The 23,950-nt window shown below is 35.4% G+C and carries 12 protein-coding genes; all 12 read right to left on the reverse strand.

Annotated features, from left to right (window positions below; genetic code table 11):
* Positions 1 to 23 precede the first annotated feature (23 nt).
* Positions 24 to 1,664 carry a sodium:solute symporter family transporter gene (locus tag OZP12_RS18975; RefSeq protein WP_281226645.1) on the reverse strand — a complete coding sequence of 547 codons (1,641 nt, stop codon included), beginning with the start codon at positions 1,662 to 1,664 and terminating at the stop codon, positions 24 to 26.
* 155 nt (positions 1,665 to 1,819) lie between these two features.
* A complete protein-coding gene (locus OZP12_RS18980; protein WP_281226646.1) occupies positions 1,820 to 2,965 on the reverse strand; it encodes an acyltransferase family protein in 1,146 nt (381 codons plus the stop codon).
* Between the two features lie 302 nt (positions 2,966 to 3,267).
* Complete coding sequence (gene lacZ / locus OZP12_RS18985) at positions 3,268 to 6,411, reverse strand: beta-galactosidase, LacZ type (protein ID WP_281226648.1); 3,144 nt, start codon at positions 6,409 to 6,411, stop codon at positions 3,268 to 3,270.
* A 96-nt stretch (positions 6,412 to 6,507) separates the two neighbouring features.
* On the reverse strand, positions 6,508 to 7,380 hold the full coding sequence (locus OZP12_RS18990; RefSeq protein WP_281226649.1) for an inositol oxygenase family protein: 873 nt from the start codon (positions 7,378 to 7,380) through the stop codon (positions 6,508 to 6,510).
* Between the two features lie 364 nt (positions 7,381 to 7,744).
* A complete protein-coding gene (locus OZP12_RS18995; protein WP_281226650.1) occupies positions 7,745 to 11,785 on the reverse strand; it encodes a two-component regulator propeller domain-containing protein in 4,041 nt (1,346 codons plus the stop codon).
* Positions 11,786 to 11,843: 58 nt separating this feature from the next.
* Positions 11,844 to 13,676, reverse strand: a complete 1,833-nt coding sequence (locus tag OZP12_RS19000) for a metallophosphoesterase family protein (RefSeq protein WP_281226651.1) — start codon at positions 13,674 to 13,676, stop codon at positions 11,844 to 11,846.
* A 194-nt stretch (positions 13,677 to 13,870) separates the two neighbouring features.
* Positions 13,871 to 14,722, reverse strand: a complete 852-nt coding sequence (locus tag OZP12_RS19005; protein ID WP_281226652.1) for a DUF4861 family protein — start codon at positions 14,720 to 14,722, stop codon at positions 13,871 to 13,873.
* Positions 14,723 to 14,804: 82 nt separating this feature from the next.
* On the reverse strand, positions 14,805 to 16,601 hold the full coding sequence (locus OZP12_RS19010) for a hypothetical protein (protein ID WP_281226653.1): 1,797 nt from the start codon (positions 16,599 to 16,601) through the stop codon (positions 14,805 to 14,807).
* A 71-nt stretch (positions 16,602 to 16,672) separates the two neighbouring features.
* The gene (locus OZP12_RS19015; protein ID WP_281226654.1) at positions 16,673 to 17,239 is read right to left on the reverse strand and encodes a hypothetical protein; all 567 of its coding nucleotides are present in this window, start codon (positions 17,237 to 17,239) and stop codon (positions 16,673 to 16,675) included.
* A 251-nt stretch (positions 17,240 to 17,490) separates the two neighbouring features.
* Positions 17,491 to 19,761: a GH92 family glycosyl hydrolase gene (locus tag OZP12_RS19020; protein WP_281226655.1), complete on the reverse strand. Its 2,271-nt coding sequence runs from the start codon at positions 19,759 to 19,761 to the stop codon at positions 17,491 to 17,493.
* Between the two features lie 41 nt (positions 19,762 to 19,802).
* On the reverse strand, positions 19,803 to 22,115 hold the full coding sequence (locus tag OZP12_RS19025) for a GH92 family glycosyl hydrolase (RefSeq protein WP_281226656.1): 2,313 nt from the start codon (positions 22,113 to 22,115) through the stop codon (positions 19,803 to 19,805).
* Between the two features lie 172 nt (positions 22,116 to 22,287).
* Positions 22,288 to 23,901 (reverse strand): RagB/SusD family nutrient uptake outer membrane protein, encoded by a 1,614-nt coding sequence (locus tag OZP12_RS19030; protein WP_281226657.1) that lies wholly within the window; start codon positions 23,899 to 23,901, stop codon positions 22,288 to 22,290.
* Between the last annotated feature and the right edge of the window lie 49 nt (positions 23,902 to 23,950).

Here is a 23,950-nt window from a genome sequence, read left to right on the forward strand (position 1 = left end):
ACATTTTTAATTTAAAAAATATGCTACCAAAAAACAGTATATAATGCTATCAGGATTCCGCTAATAATGAATGATCCGATGATAAATTCTGAAGATACTTTAAACATTGACTTATCAACTTCAATCTTGTGAGCCGCGTGAAGTTGTTTTGGTTCTGGATTTAAAAGACTAATTGCTACCATGATAAGCACTATCGCAACAAAAGTAATTTCCATTCTGTCCAAAAATGGATAATCTGGGAAAGCTCCATTCGTCCACATAGGCAGGAACTTCAATACTGTAGCGATTGGCACTGTAAGCAAAGCCCCGGCAAGACCAGCTTTGGCAGTTGTTTTTTTCCAAAACATTCCCAATAAGAAAATGGCAAGAACTCCCGGTGAAAAGAAACCTACATATTCTTGTATGAACTGATAAGCTTGGTCGAGTGATTTTAATGATGGAGCAACAATAGCAGCGATAATCATAGCAACCACGACACACCATCTTCCTATAAGTACCAATTTTCTTTCGCTTGCATTTTTATTGAAATGCTTTTTATAAATATCCAATGAAAAAATCGTAGAAATACTATTCGCTTTTCCAGCCAAAGAAGCGACAATTGCAGCAGTTAAAGCAGCCAAAGCGATTCCTTTTAATCCGGCAGGCAATAAATTCATCAAAGTCGGATAAGCGCGATCTGGTTTCAAAACTCCTGTGGCATCAAGCATTTCGTGCTGAAACATTCCGTTTTGGTGCATCACATACATCGCAATACCTGGTAGAACTGCAATTACAGGAACTAATAATTTCAAAAAGGCTGCAAACAAAATCCCTTTTCGGGCAGTTTTCAAATCGGCACCCAAAGCTCTTTGAACAATGTACTGGTTACAACCCCAATACGCCAGATTATTGATAAGCATACCACCTATCAGCACAGACATTCCCGGCAATTCAGCATAATGCGGGTTTGATTTATCGAATATCATATGCAAATGATCCGGTGCTTTTTCTGCCAAAACCGAAAGTCCTTTAAGAATATCTTTTCCAAATCCAAAATGCTCCGAAAGTAAAGTCAGAGACAAATAAGTCGTAACCAATCCTCCCAAAATCAATACAACTACCTGAAAAATATCAGTATAACCGATTACTTTCATTCCGCCCAAAGTAACTATAACTGAGAACAAACTCAATCCAATAATACAAAATTCAAAGCTCACCGGTGCTATAGACGAAATTGCCAAAGCCCCCAAATAGATAATTGAAGTAAGGTTTACGAATACATAAATCAATAACCAAATGATCGCCATAATGGCACTAACCGTTTCGTTATATCTTTTTGCCAAAAATTGTGGCATTGTAAATATTTTGTTCTTTAGATATACCGGCAAAATAAATATGGCTACAACAATCAATGTAGCAGCCGCCATCCATTCGTAGGAAGCAATGGCCAATCCAAGCGCAAAACCCGAACCGCTCATCCCTATAAAATGCTCCGCTGAAATATTGGAAGCTATTAATGACGCCCCAATTGCCCACCAGGTAAGTGATCCTTCTGCTAAGAAATATTCGTTGGAACTAGTCGATACATTTTTTTTACTTCTATAAATGTACAGTCCATAGGACGTGACTAGAATAAAATAAATGAGGAAGACTATATAATCTGCAATTTGTAATGAATTATTCATAATTGGTAGTTGTCTGTGGTTAAAATGTTAATAGTGTATTTTTTGTCTTTTTGTCTTTTTGTCTTTTTGTCTATATTTTTTGAAGCCGAATAAAACTTAAAATTGGTTACTTTTTTCGTAATTATTCAGCTCCGTTGAATTCTATAATATTCTCTTTAAATTCTTAGGAACCATTTTCTTTTGTACAGAAAATAAAGTAACGCGAGTTGCACAAGCGTTACCGATAAGGTAGTAAACACGGGCTGCCAAATAAGCGGAGCCATCTTAATTGCTCCTCCAAACACATAATTGGCAGTATGACCAAAATTGACCATCCCTTCAGACGCCATGTAAATCAGAATAGAATTGGAACCTATTAGTATCAAAGGGAAAGCCCATTTATGAAAGCCCCATACATCAATCGTCAGGTAAAAAAAAGTGAAAAATAAAACACTAAATCCGCCCACAAAAAACACAAAAGAGCTTGTCCACAAATGCTTATTAATAGGGAAATCATAATCCCAAATGAGCCCTATCAACATCAAAGTAAGTGCTGAAATGAACATTATTAATAGTTTTTTATTTGCTGAAAAACTACTTTTCACTTTTAAAAATGTCCCTAAAAACATTCCCAACAAAGCTGTTGCAATGGCAGGTATTGTTGACAATAATCCTTCGGGGTCATATACTTTGCTGTGTAGTCTTCCTGGCAAAAGCATTCGGTCAATATATCCTTCCAGAGAGCCTTCTTTGGTTAAAATACCAGCTCCAAAATCAGGAACCGGTATCCACTTCATAACTACATAATAACCAACCAAAATGCCCACAAACCAAAGCACTTGTCCTTTTATATCAAAATTCAAATAGATAATCCCCGCAAAAAACCAAGCAAGACCGATACGTCCCAATACGCTGGCAAAACGCGTCTGCTCATAGCCATCAAATTTCAACAATCCGTTTACCACAAATCCCAACACCAATAGAATGCAGGTTCTTTTTAACATCGATAAATATATTTTTCGCTTTTCCTTAGATGGTAATTCGCTAGGAGTATTCACGCCTGCTATTTTCATCTTTTTATCAAAAGAAAAAGGCATGGAAACTCCTGCAACAAAAAGAAATACAGGGAAAATCATGTCATAAAACGTAATCCCATCCCACTCTGTATGGTGTAATTGTGACGACATCCATATAAAAACCGGAATCGGAGCAGCCTTTGCCAAAGCATGAATGATGTGTTCTCCGCTCATAATCCAAAACATCACAAACCCTCGCAAAGCATCCAGAGAAATTAATCTCCCATTTGTAGTAGTATCGCTCATATAGTACTGTTTTATAAGTAGGTTAAAGTATTGATTGCTTTAAAAGCATCAATACATTTTTAATATTTTTTTTGACTCGGGTTTTAATTATTGCTTTTGGAGCTTAAGACTTCAGCAAGCATAGTATCCGTAAAGATTTGTCATTTCGACCAGCGGGAGAAATCACATAACGTAATCAACTAGTGTGATTCCTCCTTCGTCGGAATGACAATATTGTGTAAAATCGGACGCCCCTTACTTTCTCTACTCTTCCAAATGCTTATATTTTAAAAACCTGTTAGGTCTTTCCTCACTCACCCTTTTTACTCAATTGGTTTTATCACAAAACCATAACTGTATTCATTTCCTTTCAACAAATATTGCTCATGTGGCAACATTCCCCAACTGGTGTCTCCTCCCAATCCTCTTTGGGTCAAATCGACACAAACCACAACCTCATTTCTAGGAGTGATATCACTTATGTGCTGATTTTTCTTCGTCAATCCCGGGTCAAAATCACTTGGATAATTATTCAAAGTACTCATCCCCAAAGGTTGCAATCCTTGTATTTCAAATCCTTTTCCTTTATTGTCTGAAAGTTTAAACCAACGAACATCTGTTTTATAACCATTCTCCTGAGGACGCGTATAAGGCACATATTGGTCGGCTACTTTACTTTGATAAATCCCTTTGAGAGAAGATTCATTTCTGTCCGAATAATTTTCCCATGGTCCTCTTCCGTAATAATCGAGGTTTTCAAAATCCTTTTTAAGAGAAAAAATCATCCCAAAACGCGGCATATCCGGCAATGGGTTATTCCCCCTTTTAAATGCCGATTGTACTTCCAAAGCTCCATCATTACTCAATGCATATTTGATTGTATAATCGGATACGACATCGTTAAGCTTTAGTTTGGCAACAACATATTCTTTTCCATTTTCCTCAACAATTTGAATGGTTTCCAAAGTGCTGTTTTCACCTGCTGTTCGCCAAACATTCGCTTTTATCGGCATTTTGTTTCCAAAATCATTATCAGTCGGAGCTCTCCAAAAATTAGGTTCCGGATATTGTTTAAAATACTCTTGCCCTTTCAAACTGTAATAGGAAATCAATCCGGTAGCTTTCTTAATTTTAACAACTACATCGGCTGCGCTCAGTACAAATTCATTTTGATCCTCCTTTATTTTACAAGATTTTGTCTCAGCCGTTTTTGCAAAATAATTTCCATTATCGATAACAAATTGTTCTCTGGCGATTTCAAAATTTTGCGGTACTATTTCAGAACCTGTTTTGGTATAGACAAAAACATTCAATAAATATTCTGTACCTGCTTTTGATTCTAACTTTGGCAAATCAATTTTAAACTGTTTTTTAGATTTCGGATTCAGAACAACTTCAATAGTACCCTCTTTGATACTTTTTCCGTTTTCTAAAATTTGATATTTAAAGTGGTATTTATTCAAATTTGTAAATCCGAAATCATTTATTATTTCAATTACTCCATTTTTAACATCAACAGCTGTAAACAAAATATCCTGATATACTTTTTTTACTTCAAACGCTCCCGGATGCGGAACTCTGTCTGGCCAAACCAATCCGTTATGACAAAAATTTTCGTCATTGGTATAATTTTGACTTCCCAAATCACCGCCGTAAGCCCAGTATTTACGCCCTGCTTCATCTTTTACTTCAAAACCCTGATCTACCCAATCCCAGATAAATCCGCCCTGCATATTTTTGCTTCCGCGAATAATATCCCAATATTCCTGAAAGTTTCCGTTGCTGTTCCCCATCGAATGCGAATACTCACACATGATGAAAGGACGTTTCACTTCTTTGCGCTCCGCATATTCTTTCATGTATTCAATTTTTGGATACATTGGGCAAACAATATCAGTATTCTCATTTTCTTTAGCTTGCTCAAACTGAACCAATCGGGTTTTGTCTCTGTTTTTTATCCATTTATAAGCATCATGAAATACAGGTCCGTTCGCACTTTCATTTCCTAATGACCAAAATAGTACCGCAGGCTGATTTTTATCCCTTTCAACCAAACTGTAAATTCTGTCCATGTGAGCTGCATGCCACTCCGGAAGATGACCAGGATTAGTTTTTGGATTCATCCAAATTAAAGGCTGTCCCTCTACTCCCATTCCGTGACTTTCGATATTAGCTTCATCAACCAAATACAATCCGTATTTATTGCAAAGTTTCATCCAAACAACGTTGTTAGGATAATGGCTGAGGCGCACCGCATTGATATTAAGCTGTTTCATCAATTTAATATCCTTCATCATCGTAGCTTCATCCTGATAATGCCCGGTAACAGGGTTATGCTCATGGATATTTACACCATGAAACATAATTCTAACTCCGTTCACTAATACTTGCCCACCTTTCAACTCCACTTTTCTGAAACCAATTTCAGTAGAAACCGATTCAATTATAGTTCCTTTCTCATTCTTTAGCGTAAGTAACAAAGTGTATAAATTTGGCGCTTCGGAGCTCCATAATTTTGGACTGGCTACATTTTGAGAGAAATTGATTGTATTGATTTTATTCGCATCAAAATTTACTTTTAGCTCTTTTACAAAAACATTCTTTCCTGAAGTATCAACTAATTTGGCCTCCAATTTTTGATTGTTTATCGAAGTCGAAGACAAATTTTTCAAATTCACATCTACGCTCAAACTACCGTTTTTGTAATTTGAATCTAAATCAGGTTTTGCAAAAAAATCTGAAATACGAATGTCATTAGTACTATACAAATACACATTTCTGTCAATTCCTGAAAGTCTCCAAAAATCCTGATCTTCAAGGTAAGAACCATCACTCCATCTATACACCTCAACTGCCAAACTGTTTTTTCCCGATTTCACGTATTTGGAAATGTCAAATTCAGCGGGACTTTTTGTATTCTCTGTATAACCTACTTTTTCCCCATTCACCCAAATATACATCGCCGACGTTCCTGCTTCAAAATGAAGAAATACGTGTCTGTTGTTCCAATTATCAGGCAAAACAAAATCTCTTTTATACGAACCAACGGGATTATCCGAATGATTGATAAAAGGTGGATTTCTTTCAAAAGGATAGGTGATATTGGTATAAATCGGAATACCGTAACCGTTCAATTCCCAATTGGCAGGCACTGAAATTTCTTTCCAATTTACAGTGCTGAAATCTGTTTTATAAAAATCTTTCGGGCGCTGGTCCGGTGTTGGTGACCATGAAAATTTCCATTTACCATTCAATGAAAAATACCAAGGCGAACTAGTATAATTATCTTTTAGTGCCGATGTTTCATCTGCATAAGGAAGAAATGTTGCGCGGGCAGGCTCTCGGTTAATCTGAAACACTTCCGGATTTTCCCAATCATTTCTTCCTGCTTTCTCTTGTCCTAAAACAGTCGTCGCAGAGATTGCAGCCAGGCAAAATAATAGTATTCCAGTTCTAATTTTCTTCATTTAATATTCTTTTTCATAATCCATAAAGAGTTAGACCTACAAGGTTTTAAAAACCTTGCAGGAAGAACTTCTTAATCGAAATAATGTGATTTGTTCCTAAAAATTAAGCTTCTCAGGCAAATACTTAGCTACTAATTCTTTGTAGTAAGGAAGCAAGGCTTTTACATCTGGTTTAACAGGCGCCTTTGTGTATAAATCGTAAGGATTGAACTTTTTAACCCATTCGAACATCTCTACATCTCTTTCATTCATTAAATGTGCATAGGCATTTTCCCTGTGTTGCGAATAAAATGAATGATATCTGATCATGTAAAGTGCAGGATCTGGCAAGTAGTCTTTCATGATTTGGTACAAATACTCATCATGTCCCCAACTCATTTTTACTTTATCAAGACCACAGTTTTCAGAATAAACACCAAATTTGGTATTAAATCTCTCATCTGTATAATCCGGATTTTCCTTAAAAAATTCAGGGTAAACAATTTTATCCGAATACGCACAACCTACAGGAAAAGTATCTCCAACTACAGCCCATTGCGGCTCTCCAAACAAACATAGAACTTTTCCCAGGTCATGTAAAAATCCAGTAAGAACAAACCAGTCTTCGTGTCCATCAGCCCTAATTGCTTCAGAAGTTTGTAAAAGGTGTTGGGTTTGATCTAAATCGATATCCGGGTCGCTATCGTCAACAAGGGTATTCAAGAACTCTACTGCTTCCCAAATCGACATACTTTTTTTATTGAATTGTAAAAACTCCTCTTCTTTGCTACATACAAAATCATACGTTTGATAGGTATGATTCATTCTGTAAAACTCTTTAACTGTTTCTACCCTTTCTGAGTCAACATAATTTCTAAACTCTTCTTTCTCTTTTTTGGTCTCTGCCGGGTCTGGATAACGTGTCAACAAATCATCTTCCCACTCGTCTAAATTCTTTAAAGGCTTATCCGTATCTATTATCTTTTTCATGTTAAATAATTAAAAAGTTACAAGACAAAAATAGCCCTTGAATTAAAAAACGGAATGGACTAATTCATCAAAAACATGGATAGATTTTAATTTAGATAAATGATTTTCAAAGTTTTAAAAATTTAGATGTTTTATCCATAAAAAGTATCATAAATATCTATTGTTCCGACTAAAATGAAAATGCGTAAAGTCAAAAGACATTTACGCATTTTTTAAAATTCCTTCGAAACATTATGTAATTCTATCGAATCAAATGAAATTAAAGCTTCTATTTTTTACCACAAATTGCACAAATTTTCACAAATTAATTTGCGCTATGATTTCAATTTGTAACTTATAAATAATAACTAATCTTTATAAAAAATCACCCTCCAATTAACTTACTTGGTGGAAAACCAAACTGCTTTTTAAAACATCTGCTAAAATATAATGGATCATTAAAACCGACTAATTCGGTTACTTCAGAAACATTATATCTTTTGGATTTGAGAAGTTCGGCCGCTTTTTTCAAACGGATGGTCCTGATAAATTCGTTAGGAGCCAAATCGGTAAGCTCCTTAATTTTTCGATATAATTTTGAAGAGCTTACTCCTAATTTGTCACACAAAAATTCTGTGGACAACTCCAATTCACTTATATTGTCATTTATCAAACCGGTAACTTTTGTCATAAACTCTTCATCAATTGGAGAATGTGTAAGCAAACCAACTTTACTTTCAACTTCGCCTGAGAATTTTGCTTTTAGCTCTAATCTTGATTTAATAATATTTTCAATAACGGTTTTTAGCAACGAAGGCTCAAATGGTTTTACGATATAACTATCAGCACCAATACCGTAACCTCTTACCTTATCATCATTTTCAGAAAGTGCGGTCAATAAAATGACCGGAATATGACTAATAAACTCATCCTTTTTTAGTTGTTCACAAAATTCGAGCCCGTCCATGACTGGCATCATAACATCGGCAACACAAAGGATTGGCTTAATTTGTCTGCAAATCTTTAGTCCCTCCTCTCCATTTTCGGCATCATAAACTTTGTAATAATCGGATAGATAATCAACTAAATATTTTCTGAGTTCAACATTATCTTCAACAACTAATATCTTCTGTTTTACCTCGGTATTTTGAATTATTTTCTTCACCGTTTTTTCAGGAACGGGCATACTTTGATTGTCATTTTTCAAAACATACTCAAATACTTCTTTCTCGTTATAAAATTCGCGGGCTATCGGTAATTCAACTGTAAATACACTTCCTTCACCCACGGTACTTTGTAATTTAATTGTTCCTTTATGGAGACTTACCAATGATTTTACCAATGACAAGCCAATCCCGGATCCCGTATTTTGATGTGTTTTATTGGTGCTTACCTGATAAAAACGTTTGAAAATTTTCTCCTGGCTTTTTACAGGAATCCCAACCCCATTGTCACTTACTTCAAAAACTAACAATCCCTCATCGCCATCTTTCAGCCTAATAAACAAATCTACATTCCCGTGATTATTTGTAAATTTTAAGGCATTGGACAACAGATTGTATAGGATCTTATCGTATTTATCGTTATCTATCCAGCCAACTATATTTTCGTTTTCGGTAATAAAATTTAAAGTGATGTTTTTATTGAAAGCCAATTCTTTAAACGATTCAAAAATATTTTTAGAATAGGCAATAATATCAGTTTTTGAAACTTTAAGTTTTAATTCTCCAGCCTGTGCTTTTCTAAAATCCAAAACCTGATTTACCAGATTCAGCATTCTGCTCGCGTTTTGATGAATCAAATTATACCTGCTTTTTTGGTATTCGCTTGCATTTCCTTCCTCCATTAATTGTTTGGCAGGACCAAGAATCAGGGTCAACGGAGTTCTTAACTCATGTGAGATATTGGTAAAAAAACGAAGCTTTTCATTATTCAGTTTAATGTCTTGCTCGCGTTTAATTTTTTCAGTTAATAATTCCTGTTTTAATAGAATGCGGTTTTTAATCTCTTTTCGAACAAAATAAAAAATAACACCAAGCAAAATAAGGAATAAAAACAATGCAAAAGGAGTAAGCCAAAAAGGCGGCAAAATTTCTATTTCATAAGAAACCACCTTGCTCCAACGTCCATCACTATTACTGGATCTTATTTTAAAAACATATTTCCCCGGATAAAGGTTGGTATATTGAACCGTTCTTGAATTACTATTGGTCGTAATCCATTCTTTATCAAAACCTTCGAGCATGTATTCAAATTTGTTCAGCTTTTCGTTTGTAAAAGACGGAGTCGAAAACTGAAGCGAAAAATCCCTGTTTTTATAACTAAGCTCAACCTTTTTACTGTAATTCAAATCAGACAGAAAAGGCACTTGTCCGTTAATTTCAGTCCCTGGAACAACCTCTTCATTTTGAATTTTAAATTCCGTTATAACAGGCATTGGAGACCATTTGTTATTTATGATTTTATCCAAAGAAAAATAAATAATACCATTTTTACTCCCCAAATAAATGTTTGAACTATTCAGGTTAAAAAAACTACTGGAGCTAAAAACGTCCAGTCTATTTCCACTTTTTACATGATAGACATTTACATCTTTCAGATTAGCATTAAGTCTTGCTACCGTGTTGTTATTAATGTTTAGCCACAAATTCCCCTTCTTGTCCGAAAGCATATCTGTAATCCAGTTTCCGGAAAGTTCCTTTGGATTTGTAACTGGTTTAAAATTATCTTTTGAGTGATCATATAGACATAAACCTAAACGTGTCGAAGCCCAAATCCTTTCTTTGGAATCAACCAAAATATCACTAATATTATCATCGTGTGGTATCCCTTTCTCCTGTGCATAAAGTGATTTATATATTTTGACTTGGCCAGATTTAGTATTGTATTTTGCCACACCGGTTTCTGTTGCAAACCAAACATTATTGGCGTTATCCTTTTCTATTGCATTGATTTGATAGCCGGGAAGCAATTTACCCGTCGTTGATTGTACTTGCAACGTATTGGTATTTAAAATAATCGCCCCTTCACCAAAAGAACCTATCATAAGAGCCTGATCGCTAATTTTGCTGAACGCGAATACAGGAGTTATACCAAATCCTAAAGTAACTTCTTTTGAACTATTGGTCGCATAATTATAAATCAGCACATTTCCATTCCAAAGACCACAGTAAAATATTTTTCCGTCCTCAGAATAAATACTTGCCATGTCTTTCTTCGGATTATATAAGGGAGCAAAACCTTTAGCATTGGAAATAAAAAGCCCATTGTGTCTTGTCTCGACGATTAATTTATTGTCATACGTTTTAGAAAAACCACGAATGCGGGGCGCTTGGTTTCCAATAAAATGTGATATGTCTTTATTGAGAACAAACTGGTTTTCGTAAGGATCGTATTTGTCTAATCCGTCCTCGGTTCCAATCCACAATACGCCCGAAGCATCAAAATACAATGCCGAAACTAAATTGTCAACTATAGAAGTATCGTCAGATAATACCGAATAATACCATTTGTAATTGCCTTTTTGTATGTCTTCCAATTGATTGCAAACCAATAAGCCTCCAAGTGTACCCACCCAGTATTTCCCGTCTGGTGCCTGTGCAACGGACAAGAAATAAGGCCCCAAATTGTTTCTGATTTCCTTGTCTTCGATATAGAGATTTACAAATTTATTGGCTGTTTTATCTAATTTGTAAAGTCCTTCACGGGTTCCAATAAAAATATCCAGTTTCGCGTCTTCGTAAATAAAATTAATGTAAGGGTTTTTACTGTTTGAATTAGGAACAGTCAAGCCATAATTATTGATACGAACAATCTCGCCTTTATTGTCCAAAGTGATTTTTGCAACCGATCCTTTTTCATAACTACCAACCCAAATTCCGCCATTTTTATCTTCAAAAATTTCATTTACATATTCAAAACCGGGAATAGAAACCTTTTCAAATCGGTTTTCATTTTGAAAAAACATAAAAACCCCTTTGGTTTTGGTTCCTACCCAAATCCTTTTGAATTTATCTACATGTACTGCTCTAATTTCTTCGTCCGGTAAACTTTTTGGATCGTTTGCCTGAGGTAAAAAAGTAGTGAATTCGTTGGTATCTAATTTATATAGCGTCAAGCCCTTTCTTGTACCAATCCATAAATCATTGGATGTTTTATCAAGTTCTAGAGCCGTTATATCATCATTATGCAATCGGTTCTCACTTGGAGAAGAACTCATGTATTTTTTGAATTGATAGCCATCAAAACGATTCAGTCCGGAGAATGTACCAAACCACAAAAAACCTTTTTTATCCTGAACAATATGGCGCACCGAATTATGAGACAAACCATTATTGTCGTTATAATGATCAAATTTTATATTCTGCGAATGAGAATAATAAAAGCTGATTAAACAAAGGAATAATATGAAGTATTTATTTCGCATAAAAAGTTTCTGAGTTACTAAGTTACTGAGAATTTTAGATTTTTAAAAGCTTAGCGACTTAGTGGCTTAGAATCTTAGAAATTTTATTCGTATTCAAATTGATTTTAAAATGATTGGACGGATTTCCGTTCATGGTTTTCGATACTATTTTTGACCATAAAACCATCTTCTCATCGCTTGATTTTGCTAGCTGTTCGCAGACCAATTGATACTGTTTTAATCGGTTATTACCTATTTCAGGAATGGCCAATTCATCAGCATTTTTTAGCCTGTAAAAATCGAAAATCATATCCGAACCTGTCCATGATTCGAAATCGTTAAGTGTAAGGTTGTTTATTTTCAATTGTTTTTCAATTCCCGCGGTGTTTTTATTGATTTCTAATAAATCCTTGCCTGAAAGTTTTACTATTGATGCTAAAAAATCTGCCGGGAAATCTTCGGGCAAAAAACGAAGTCGGACTAATTCTTTCAAATGCCATCGCGTAAAATCTTCATAATCTTTGGCTTTCAGAATGTCTTTATTCCAAATCGTCGGACTTTTTATTTCCTGCAAATGAGCATATTCTTCATTGTAAAAAGGGAATAAACTATTGAACTTTGGAACCGAACGAACCACTACCGTTTCAACCTCAAGATCAGAATTAGATTTTATAGTCAGTATTTTATACCCTGGCATATATCCAGCTATAGAAGGTGCCTGGATATTAAACAAAGTGTTGCCTTTGGGGCTTATGTACACGCCTGTGTCGTTAATGTGCATGTGTCCGCCAAAATGAACCTGAATTCCCGCATCCGCAAATAATTGAGCTACTTCTTCACTGGGAACTCTTGGCATTTGCATTTTATCAGAGCCAAAAAGTTGCTTTATTTCTGGCGTTGCATTATCATTAAAATCGACCATTGGATAATGACTGAAAGCAATCAGGATTTTTCCATTTTTTTTGGCTTCCGCCGAAACCTTTTTTACCCAATCTATTAAATGTCTTTTATAAATAATTACATTGTTGTAGCCAGTCGTGGCATTCGAAAAATCATTCGGATTATTAGGCAAACCGGACAACTTTTGATTCGGGACATAAGCATTGCCGTCTATTGCCAAAAGCCAAACTCCTTTGATTGGTTCGACCAAATAACTTGCATCGGGAAGGAATAAATTAGTGTCTTTAACTGCGTAAATTCTTTTTTCTAAAGCGGATTCTTTTAATGCTTTGTCAAAATTATAGTCTTGATATTTATAAGTCGAAAAAGGAGTTTCCCAATACAAATATTCTTTTTTTGGATAAAAGCCAAAAGCAGCCATTTCGTCCAAAGTCTCTTTGTAACCTCCGTCTTTAATATCGGAAGTGATAATGGGTTCTAATTGATTTTCCTGTTTTTTTAAGATGTCTTTAGAACTACTTATGATTTGTTCTTTACCATCTTTGCTTAAAAAATCGGTTTTTGCGGCATCTTGAGCGAAAGGTTTTACCGCGTCATGATTTCCTGTAGTTACGAAAAATGACATTCCGTATTTTTTGGAATACTCGTCCAGTATTTTTCTCAAACCCCTCACATGAATAGGTTGCCCGTCATCGCTAAAATCACCTGGAAGTGCAACTTGTTTGATACCTCTTTTCGCAATATCATTTAATGCTGCTAAAAAGGCAAAATAATTTTCATTAAAAATTCTGGTAGAACGCAATTGCGACCCCATGGTTCGAATATTGGCATATTCACCCGTTATCGGATTCTTGATTCCGTGGTAATCATTGTCTTGAAATTTTCCAAAAATGTCATTCAAATGGACATCAGCAATAAAAGCAATTTTTACAGGTGTCTTTTTTTCAATCTGCTGTGATTTGCAAACATTGAAAGAAAACAATAACAGTAATAAACCTGATATTCTTAACATATAACTTTCTTTTTTTAAAGATTCTAAGACTCTAAGCAACTAAGTTTCTAAAAATCTAATTACTTCAATATGGATAAAACATTCGATTTTAAAGATAACAAATCTCAGAAACTTAGAATCTCAGAACCTTTTTAACCCTTTAGGTATAATTATTTGTAACACAAAATAGCTACACCCATTGGGCGAAAGCTACATTATTTTTTTATAAAAGCTTCTAATTTATCCAAAGTATTTAATTCTTGTTCTTTGGCACTAGAAGAAATAATTCTTGTTGTTAAATAAGTACTTGGTTTTGAAATCAACAAATATTGAGTTCCGTCATCTGTGTTTTTCACATAATCTTTCGGATCATACATAATCGCCGCACCAACTGGTATAATTTCAGCAGCTACGTCTTCAGGATGTTTTCCCCAAACAGCGATATAATTTGCTCCTTTTTTAGTTTCGAAATCTTTGAAATAATTGATTCCGGTAACAAATTGTACTTTTTCTCCTGTCAAGCTAAAAGCTTCAACTTTGGCATCTCTCCTATCTGAATAAACAGTAACACGAACTTTAATATCTACTTTTTTCCCTTTATAAGGAACTCCTTTCGAAATCATTTCCATAAAAGAAGTCGTATCTGTTTTCCCTACATGAGCCAAACGATTAGTCACTGGGTTCAACGGAACTACTTTTTCTCCGTCCCAAAGGCGAATTCCTCCTAAACCTACTGTATTTCCAACTTTATAATAATCAGCACCCCAACCTTGTTTTTGTTGTTCCGGAGTTGGATACCAATGCGCCTCTTTCAATTCCAAACCAGCCTTTGCTTTATTATAAACATCGATAGCTGCTTTTTCGCTAAAATAAATTCTCAATGCCATCCATTGATTTTCGACTGCAGGCCCATGATGTCCAATTGTCGAGTACAAATCACCTGATTCTGAGCCTATGTCAGTCAGATAACTTATTTTTTCGGCTTTCATATACAAACTTGCGTCTGTTTTATTTTGTCCAAAACAAGTACAACCAAACAGCAAAGCAGCTAAAAATGATAATTTCATGATTTCAATTATTTATAAATTAAACTTAATTCCGTAAAATTAAAATAACTGTACATAATACACGAATAATTACGCGATATAATTACGAAATTGTCATTTTATGTCTAAATGGTGTAAATCCAGTGATATAAACATGCTCACCACTGGTACGCAAAGTCCCTTGATGGTAAGTATATTCCTCGCTATCCAAATTATCAACGTTTAAATGCTCGCACTTTCCAGGACCAAATTGTATGCTTTCAGCTCCTGCAGAAACCTGTCCTATTCCTGATTTCAGGAAATAGTTCTTTTTATCATCCGCTGTCGCTCCTGTAATATTGCTTCCTTCTTTGAAACACATTTCGATTGTTACCTCTACATTTGGGGGGCCATCTACTTTAAAATCGATATCCAAAGCTCCATTATTCTCCACAACTTCAATCACCGTAATTTGTTTTTTGACATTGCTTATTGTGCGGGATTCAAAGTCCATTTTATTCCAAAATCTTCCATCTGGTGAAGGTGACAATTTATAATCTCCATCAGCTTTGCGAAACTCAGCTGCAAGAGGTTGGTAATAATCCCCTTCTTTTGTTTCTTTCAAAATGTACTTATTCCCTTCTTTCACGATTCCGTCACTACTGAAATATCCCATTCTAAAAAACGAAGTAGAAAGGCGCATATATTTTAATACTGAATCTCCTTTTCGATACATCAAAAAATTAGGATTGGAAGATCGTCCCGAAACAATTTGCAGGGGTTTATCATTGCCTCCAAATAAAGTTATAGAAGCTTTTCCCCGTCTGATTCTCGCCAAATTTGAAAATGCAAAGAACTTTTCAAAATCGTTAGCAACCTTTCCTTCAACAGGAATCTCTTTTCGAAGCTCTTCATTTTCCATAAAAAAGCATAATGAATCCGGTAAAATGTCAGTCGTAAATTCCGGCAGGCCTTCAATAAGACTAACCATATAAGCATACATTGGATTCTTGGTACGAATCGCCATATAACGGTACTGCAAATAGAATTTATTCACTTTTATGTTCATGAATTGATCCTGTCTTTTCGAATCAACAGTAACCAAATCGCCATTTGGTTCGGTATAATAAAAATAGGTCGTCAAATTTTTATTTACAATATCCAACAATTGAGGTCTGTTCAAAAGTTGGGACATTGTAATTAATGCCTTGTCAATAACCGCAGAATATATCCCGCTTCGTTCCGAATAATGCCCGTCATCGTTCATATAAATTCCTTCGGCAAGCCACTGGTCAATTCTTTGAACATATCTTGGATCTGGAAACAGCGAATTTATATTTGCCAAAGCGGCACTAATAACCCATCTGTGATTTGGAGTATGAACGCCTCCGGTTATCATTGCTTCGCCCGCATTCAAAATAAACTTTTTCAATTTATCTCTTAACTCGGCTAAATCTTTTTGTTTATCCAAATTTAAAACAACCAAGGCCGGGCAAATATATTCCAAAACAAAAGCAGTATCGGGCGGTGATTGTCGGTTTCCGCCAGCGTCCAAAGTTCCGTCACTATACTGTTCTCTCAACATAACATCTATAGCTTCATTCAGTTTATCCGCTACAGGTTTTGACTTATAAAATTCCGATTTTGAATTGGAGATCGAGGCTGACATCACAGTTATCGCATTCGCTAAAGGGCGAAAATTACTGATTCTGATTCCCGGTTCGGTCAACGGTTTACTCAATATCGTTTTTACTTTTCCATCATTACTCAAAATGAGCTTCTTCATTAGCTGAATATCTTCTTTTCCAGCATTATTGTTTGAAATAAAATCATTTGCAAAAGCTAAATCACTTACTAAAGCTCCTGCCAATGTTAGACCGCTAAGTCTAAGAAATTCCCCTCGGCTCATTTGATTCATCATACTTTTTGGTTTTGGTTAAATAAATTGGTTTAAAAAACTAGTGGTCAATTAGTTATTTTTAAGCTGATAAATTACTTATCTACAATTTTTACAAGCGTAAAATTTATCCCCAAAGGGTTTTCGGTTACTTTACAGATTAAAGGGAAATCGGAGTTCTTAATAATCCACATTTCGGTTTTATCTATTTGTGCCTTCACATGAAATGCATCAACTGATTTTCCATCTACAACTACACTATTTTTCTCTTCTTTTTCGTCCAAAACATAAGTTGTATTGTTATAAACGAACTTCTTGTTTTTTACCAAATCCTGATAAGCCGATTGTGAAATCATGAAATAGGTTTCGGTAGGTTTCAAAACCAAAACATTCGAATACTCACCTTGATTGAAACTTAATGCATTTCCGTTTTTTAATGCTTTTTGGGTAATTACGATACTACTTTTTACACCTCTTGTCTCCAAATTTAACACAAGCGTATCCTTGTCCATTTTGGTCGTAAGTGTTAAAGGTCTTGTTTGTCCATGCAACTTACACACATAACTTAATTCTGTATTGTTTTTGATTGACGGAACGTAGTTTTGTGAAAATGCTATTTGACCTAAAGTGCAAAAAATGATCGCTAAAATTGTATTTTTCATCTTCTGAATATTTTTATTTTTTTTTGTAACAAAGCATCCTAACATTTTTTTTACCACAAATTACACTGATTTCCACAAATTTTTAAGTCTTAACCCGCTACGCGAAATTACTTTTAACCACACAGAAACATAGATTTTTCTATGTGGTTCATCTTTTATTTTAAACGAATGAACATAACAAAATAAATCTGTAAAAATTTGTCCAATCTGTGTTTACTTTTATTGATTAAGCATTCGCTATAGTTAAATTTTTATTTTTTTGGAGGTAAAATAGTAGTTCCCCAAGCTGAAGGTTTTGAATCCATTTCGAAAATCAATTCGCCTCCATTCATAATATCATCGTGCAAAATCCATGCTTTGTTGTATGGCTTTCCGTTTAAAAAAGCGGCTTTTATATACTTATTTTTATCGCTGCTGTTTTTGGCAGTAATTTTAAAGCTCTTTCCATTTTCTAGCTGGATAGTCGTTTCTTTAATTAAAGGTGCATTCAATAAATAATAAGGTTGTCCGGCATTTGGGTACAATCCCATCATGTGAAAAGCAAGCCATGAAGACATTGCCCCCGAATCATCATTCCCAGGTATTCCTGTGTGAGACGCATTGAAATTATCTTTGATAATGTCATGAACTCTATCACTGCTCAAATACGGTTTCCCAATCCAATGGTACAAACACGGTGTCAAAAATGATGGTTCGTTAGCCACATTATACAATTTTGAATCGAAGAAAATATCCAATCTCTTTTTGAAAGCATCATCTCCTCCGGATTTACGAATAAGTTCAGGAACATCATGAGGAATACTGAACGAATACTCCCAAGAAGTTGCTTCATAGAAAAACACGCACCAATGGCAAACATACCAAGGAGATTCAATTATGACCGGAGTATATTTGAATGTTGGTTTTTGAATTTTGGATTCACCAAAAACAATATCATCCAGCCAATTTCCTGCTGCGTCTTTTGGCATAATAAATCCTTTTGCTCCATTATTTTCATAATCAGAACGCCAAAGATTTTGCCAGCTATCCGCCTGTTTCATGTATTGATTGTACAAATCGGTGTAGCCTAATCCTTTAGCTACTGTAGCGATATTATAATCATTGTATGAAAAATCGATTGTCATATTTCCGGCACGGGGAACATTATAAGGCACATAACCTAAACGCAAATATTCCATCAAACCACCTCTTCCTTCTTTTTCTTCATTTCCTCCGGGAGGAACTGTAGCATCTTTTAGCATTGCTTTCAAAGCCACTTCGTAATCGATTCCTTTTAGATTTTTAACAAATGCATCGGCTACAACCGTTTCAGCATTTGAACCGCCTTGTGTGCGGCCGTTGTCATTTCCGCTTCGGCCTTCGGGCATATAACCATCTCTTTTGTAAATGTTCAGCATTGCATTTACAATTTCTACTTCGCGCTTTGGATCTAACAAAGTAATAAGCGGACTCGAACTTCTGAAAGTATCCCAAATACAATAAAAATCATCGTAATACGGTTCGTCATTCGTCCATAACGGATTTTCTCCCGTTCTGTCCACAGGCATTATCATGGTGTGATACAAACCGGTGTAAAACATTTTTTTATACTCATCGGAAGTATCCGGCGAAAGTTTAACGCGGCTTAATAACTGTTCCCATTTATTTTCTAAATTCGACAAAACCGTACTAAAATCCCAATTCGGGATTTCGACCTCAATATTATTTTTTGCTTTTAATTCACTCAAAAAGGAGATTCCGATTTTCACATTCAGCTCCTGTTTCCCTTCTTTTCCAAAAGAAAGCAATGCGGCAGTTTTTTTCCCTGAATCAAATTGAGAGGATTGATTGGCATAAAATTTACCGTCTTTCCAAGTAACATATTTTGCAATTGGCTGATCAAAAGTCGCCCAGAAATAAACCGTGTAAGCGCGACCGTTGTTCCAACCACCTCTAATTCTGCTATAACCTCTTACTTCATGATCTGAAACAATTTCTATTTGAGAACCCACAAATTGCTGTGCTTCCCTACCTTCCGGCTCAGGAGATTCGCCAAGGAAAAATCCGGGATCAATCTTTAAATCTTTGGACGCATTTTTAGGATAGGTAATTCGATAAAAAGAAGCTCGATCAGAAGTTGTTATTTCTGTTTTAATCTGATTTTCTTTGAAAACAGTCTCGTAATAACCAAGTTTTACGTTTTCTTCTGCCCTGAAAGAAGTTTGATCCAACTTATCCAAAGCTCCCGAAAAAGGCATAATCTGGATGTTTCCGTATTTTGGACCGCCACCGGTTCCGCTAACATGAATTTGACTAAATCCAGTTACTTCTTTTGGTAAAGGCAACCACCCACTATTTGAATTTACCGTACAATCAGGACTTGGTTTTACCATTCCGTAGGGACATGACGGCCCTATAAAAACGCGGCCCACACCTTCTGACCCAATCATTGGATCCACATAATTGTGAACCTGATTTTGGGCGCTAATTGTAAAGAATGACGATATTCCTAAAAAAAGTATGACCTTAGTGTATATTCTCATTTGCTTAATATGTTTTTTTTCCGAGTTGGATATTTTAAAGTTTAATGCTTTGACTTATCCGACATTTCTAAATTCAATTCCCCTCCTTTTGTAATATCGCTGTGGGAAATCATAAACTTTTCTACAGCTTTATTATTGAGTTTAACATTGTTTATATAAATATTTTTAGGGCTGTTATTAGCGGCTTCAATTACAAATTCTTTGCCAGAATAATAATTTGGATTCAATTGAATCGAAACTTTGTTAAAGATAGGGCTTCCTATTTGGTATTCCGGGTTTTCATCAGTCCCCCCATTCATTTGGAACAAACCAATTTTAAACAACACATTCAAACTTCCCATTAAACCTTGATCTTCATCGCCATTGTAACCGGTATCCGGGGCTAAACCGCTGAAAGTTTCTTTTATCACTTCGCGTCCCCAATACTGAGTTAAATCAGGTCTTCCTAAAAAATTAAACACATAAGGTGTCTGAATCGAAGGCTGATTACCAAAATTTATTGGAATACGACTGTACTCTGGATGCAATTCTGCTTCATGTGATGTTCCTGATGTGAACTTTAATTTTTTTGCCGATTCAAATTGCTTGTTCAATTTTTCTGCAGCCTTATCATTCCCTCCCATCAGCTTTGCCAAACCTTCAATGTCTTGCGGCACAAACCAAGTTGCCTGTGCTCCATTGGATTCTATAAAACCATTTTCATATTTATAAGGGTCAAAATTTTCGAGCCATTTCCCATTAACATTTTTAGGACGCATCCAACCTGTTGTTGCATCAAAAACGTTTTGGTAATTTTTGGCCCTTGCCATAAAATAGTTATAATCCTCGGTATGATTCAGCTTTTTTGCCAATTGTGCCAAAGTCCAATCTTCATAAGCATATTCCAATGTTAGGCTGGCACCGTCTTGATGGCTTCCAAATTCACCTTCTGGATTAGGGTAAGGAACAAAGCCTTTCTCCATATAATATTTCAAACCTCCACCGCTATTGGTATTGTGTTCGTAACCCGCTTTTCCCATAATTCCATTTAGCATATGGTTTTTCTTCAAAGCGATATAAATATCTTCCAGATCTTCTTTTACGATTCCATTTTGAATAGCGGTAACAATAAATGGTGTTGTAGAAGCTCCTGTCATCACATAGGTATCATTTCCGCCTGCAGGCCCACGCGGAATCATTCCGCCATCATTGTAATATTGCATTAGCGAATGCACAAAGTCTTCCATAATTTCAGGATAAGCAAGTCCCCAAAGTGTACTTATCGTCCATTGGGCACCCCAAAACGAATCTGAATTATATTGGTTGAACTTTGGTTTTCCTTTATCGTTAAGCGGAATTTGTCCAATTCTGTATTTATCTCCTGTATTATCAGGATAAGCACCATTAGCATCGCTAATCATTTTTCGTCCCTGCAATGCGTGCCAAAGATCTGTATAAAATCTTCTTTGGTCTTTTTCAGTTCCACCTTCAACTTTAATTCTTCCCAATAAATTATTCCATTCGTCTCTTGATTCTGCAACTATTTTATCAAAATCCCAATGAGGTAATTCTTCTTGAATATTAATGTTGGCATTTTCAACAGAGGTGTAAGAAACACCCACTTTCATTAATATTTTTTTATCAAAATCACCAAAATGAATCAGATAATTACCTGTTTTAGCATCTTTCTCAACAGAAGAAATTGGAGCATTAGTATTAATTTTAAAATATACCGTCAATGGTTTTGGGCGTCTGAAATTAGTACTCAATACCAATGAACCCGAAAGTTCATAATCGTTATTTTTTTCTAAAATTCCATTTGTGTTATCACACGGCCCTAAAACAGTATTTAGATTGAAAAGAACCGCTTTTTGTGCATTCGTCGGAAACGTATATCTATGAAAACCTACCCTTTTGGCGCTAGTTAATTCGGCTGTTATTTTGTATCTGTCAAGTAATACAGAATGATAGCCTGGAGTAATTTTCTCTGTTGCATGACTGAATTTAGAATAAAAATCAGTGAAAATAGTTGTCTTATTTTCTTTGGAAATTACCACCGGCATTACCGAAACCCCGGATAGTTGCCATTCATGAACATGGCTGAAACCTTTTATTGTATCAATATTATACTTGTATCCGCAACCCCAATCTCCTTTAATTGATGTGTCCGGACTTAAATTTACCATTCCAAACGGACGACTGGCGGAAGAAAAGTAAAACCAGCGCGAATTTTCAGTATCTAGCAAAGGGTACACCTTATCCACCAATTGGTTATTTGGAAGAGAAGCTGTTTTTCCTGCTTTACATGACACTAGAAAAATAAGGCCTAAACTTATTCCTATGCGTCCTATTTTATAAATTTTATCTAATTTCATTCGTTTAAATTGTATTGACAAGCTAACATACTTGTTTTTTGATGAATTGGACTTTCTAAACAAGCCAAATCAAAATTTTTAATAAAAAAGGAGAAGAATTTTTTAATCTTCCTCTCCTTTTTATCAAATTAAAATATCTATACGCAATTTGCTTTTTAGATTAATTTTTATCCTAATATCCAGGATTTTGAGTCAGAGCGGTATTTAAAACCAAAGCATTGGTTGGAATTGGGAAAATACGACGATAGGTATCAGTATTTGTTTTGAATCCCCATTTACCTTCATATTTACCAAAACGAATCATATCATTTCTATGCCATGCCTCCTGTGCAAATTCGCGGCTTCTTTCTTTATAAAGATCATCTAAAGTTACTGCTGACCATGCTGCAGAAGTTGAACGGTTTGAACGAACCATATTTACCAATGAAATGGCTGTTTGCCCTAAAGTTGGATTACCACCACGTAAGATTGCTTCGGCTTTCATCAAGATAACATCTGAGTAACGTAAAAAGGGTACATCATTATTTTGATTACGGCTTGTTGAGGTTGCATCTGGATAAAATTTAATATTTCTGTAACCCATATTCCAAGCAATTTCATCATTTCCACAATCAAACAAAGCAACACTCTGACGAAGAACTATGTCTGGAGTCAAGTTTACTTGGTAAGTATATGACGCTCCACCATCTGCCCCGGTATAAAACTGATCGTATCCTTTTTTAGTTGTTGTAACCATTACAGGAGTAACACCATCATTCATGTATTGTAATCCAGTTAACCATTGTTTGTTACGAATATCATTAGCATCATTGAAATAAGCATAAAATTCAGGCAGAGTACTTCTAGGCGCACTAGGTGTAAAAGGAATACCAAATTTTGCTCTTTCAGAACGTGGTACATCGTAACGTGCATGGTACATTTGACCATTGAAACCTACACTAACGGCAGTTGGATCATAAGGAACTGCAAAAATGAATTCTTTCATTTGCGGACCATTATTAGGATAAAACATTTGAAGGTATGAAGCTCTTGGCTCGATAGCATACAATCCGGAATTAATTACAGCATCACAAGCTGCAATACAATCATTGTAACGTTGTGTCCCAGTATAAACCTCAGCATTCAAATACAATTTAGCAAGTAACGCATTTGCTGTTTGTTTATTTGGTCTTCCATAAGTTGTCACTCCAGATGCAGCACTTAAGTTAGGAAGCGCTTTTTTCAATTCTCTTTCAATAAAGTTGAAAACCACTTTTCTATCAGACTTAGGATGCGAAGTAAAATCTCCATAAACGGTATCCAACGGAACGTTTCCGTAGCTATCCATCATCATATAATAAGAAATCGCACGCATTGTTTTCAACTCAGAGATCATAGTCGCTTTCTCCGAACCTTCAGGCATTGCTTTGTCCAAAATTGAAATTGCCTGATTACTTGTCCCTATAACTTTTGAAGTCCAATCCCAAAGACTTCCTATGATACCATTATCTGCTGTCCAATCATGATAATGCATTGCAATATAATTTCTATTATCAAACCAGTTACCACCTCTTGCCGGCATAATTGACTCATCTGTACTCAATGATTGCGCCCACCACCAAGCAAATGAAAATTCTCCACGGAAAGCCGCATAAACAGGACCTGCGGTCTGAATATACTGTGATGAATTCTGAGGGAATACATCTGGGGTAAGTTGTGTCGTAATTGGCACATCAAGATTTTCGCAAGACCATAATAAACCGGCTGCAAGTACTGGAAGTCCTATATATTTGAATATTTTTTTCATATGTTCATGTTTTATTGTTTTTTTTCGGTCATATGTAATTCGCACACAA

This window comes from Flavobacterium aquiphilum (assembly GCF_027111335.1).
In the GTDB taxonomy this organism is placed as follows: Bacteria; Bacteroidota; Bacteroidia; order Flavobacteriales; family Flavobacteriaceae; genus Flavobacterium; species Flavobacterium aquiphilum.

Coding starts and splice junctions, on each gene's coding strand:
- OZP12_RS19000 (WP_281226651.1), bottom strand. CDS start 13,676: ATGTTAAGAATATCAGGTTTATTACTGTTATTGTTTTCTTTCAATGTT.
- OZP12_RS18980 (WP_281226646.1), bottom strand. CDS start 2,965: ATGAGCGATACTACTACAAATGGGAGATTAATTTCTCTGGATGCTTTG.
- OZP12_RS19020 (WP_281226655.1), bottom strand. CDS start 19,761: ATGAGAATATACACTAAGGTCATACTTTTTTTAGGAATATCGTCATTC.
- OZP12_RS18995 (WP_281226650.1), bottom strand. CDS start 11,785: ATGCGAAATAAATACTTCATATTATTCCTTTGTTTAATCAGCTTTTAT.
- lacZ (WP_281226648.1), bottom strand. CDS start 6,411: ATGAAGAAAATTAGAACTGGAATACTATTATTTTGCCTGGCTGCAATC.
- OZP12_RS19030 (WP_281226657.1), bottom strand. CDS start 23,901: ATGAAAAAAATATTCAAATATATAGGACTTCCAGTACTTGCAGCCGGT.
- OZP12_RS19015 (WP_281226654.1), bottom strand. CDS start 17,239: ATGAAAAATACAATTTTAGCGATCATTTTTTGCACTTTAGGTCAAATA.
- OZP12_RS19025 (WP_281226656.1), bottom strand. CDS start 22,115: ATGAAATTAGATAAAATTTATAAAATAGGACGCATAGGAATAAGTTTA.
- OZP12_RS18975 (WP_281226645.1), bottom strand. CDS start 1,664: ATGAATAATTCATTACAAATTGCAGATTATATAGTCTTCCTCATTTAT.
- OZP12_RS18990 (WP_281226649.1), bottom strand. CDS start 7,380: ATGAAAAAGATAATAGATACGGATAAGCCTTTAAAGAATTTAGACGAG.
- OZP12_RS19005 (WP_281226652.1), bottom strand. CDS start 14,722: ATGAAATTATCATTTTTAGCTGCTTTGCTGTTTGGTTGTACTTGTTTT.
- OZP12_RS19010 (WP_281226653.1), bottom strand. CDS start 16,601: ATGATGAATCAAATGAGCCGAGGGGAATTTCTTAGACTTAGCGGTCTA.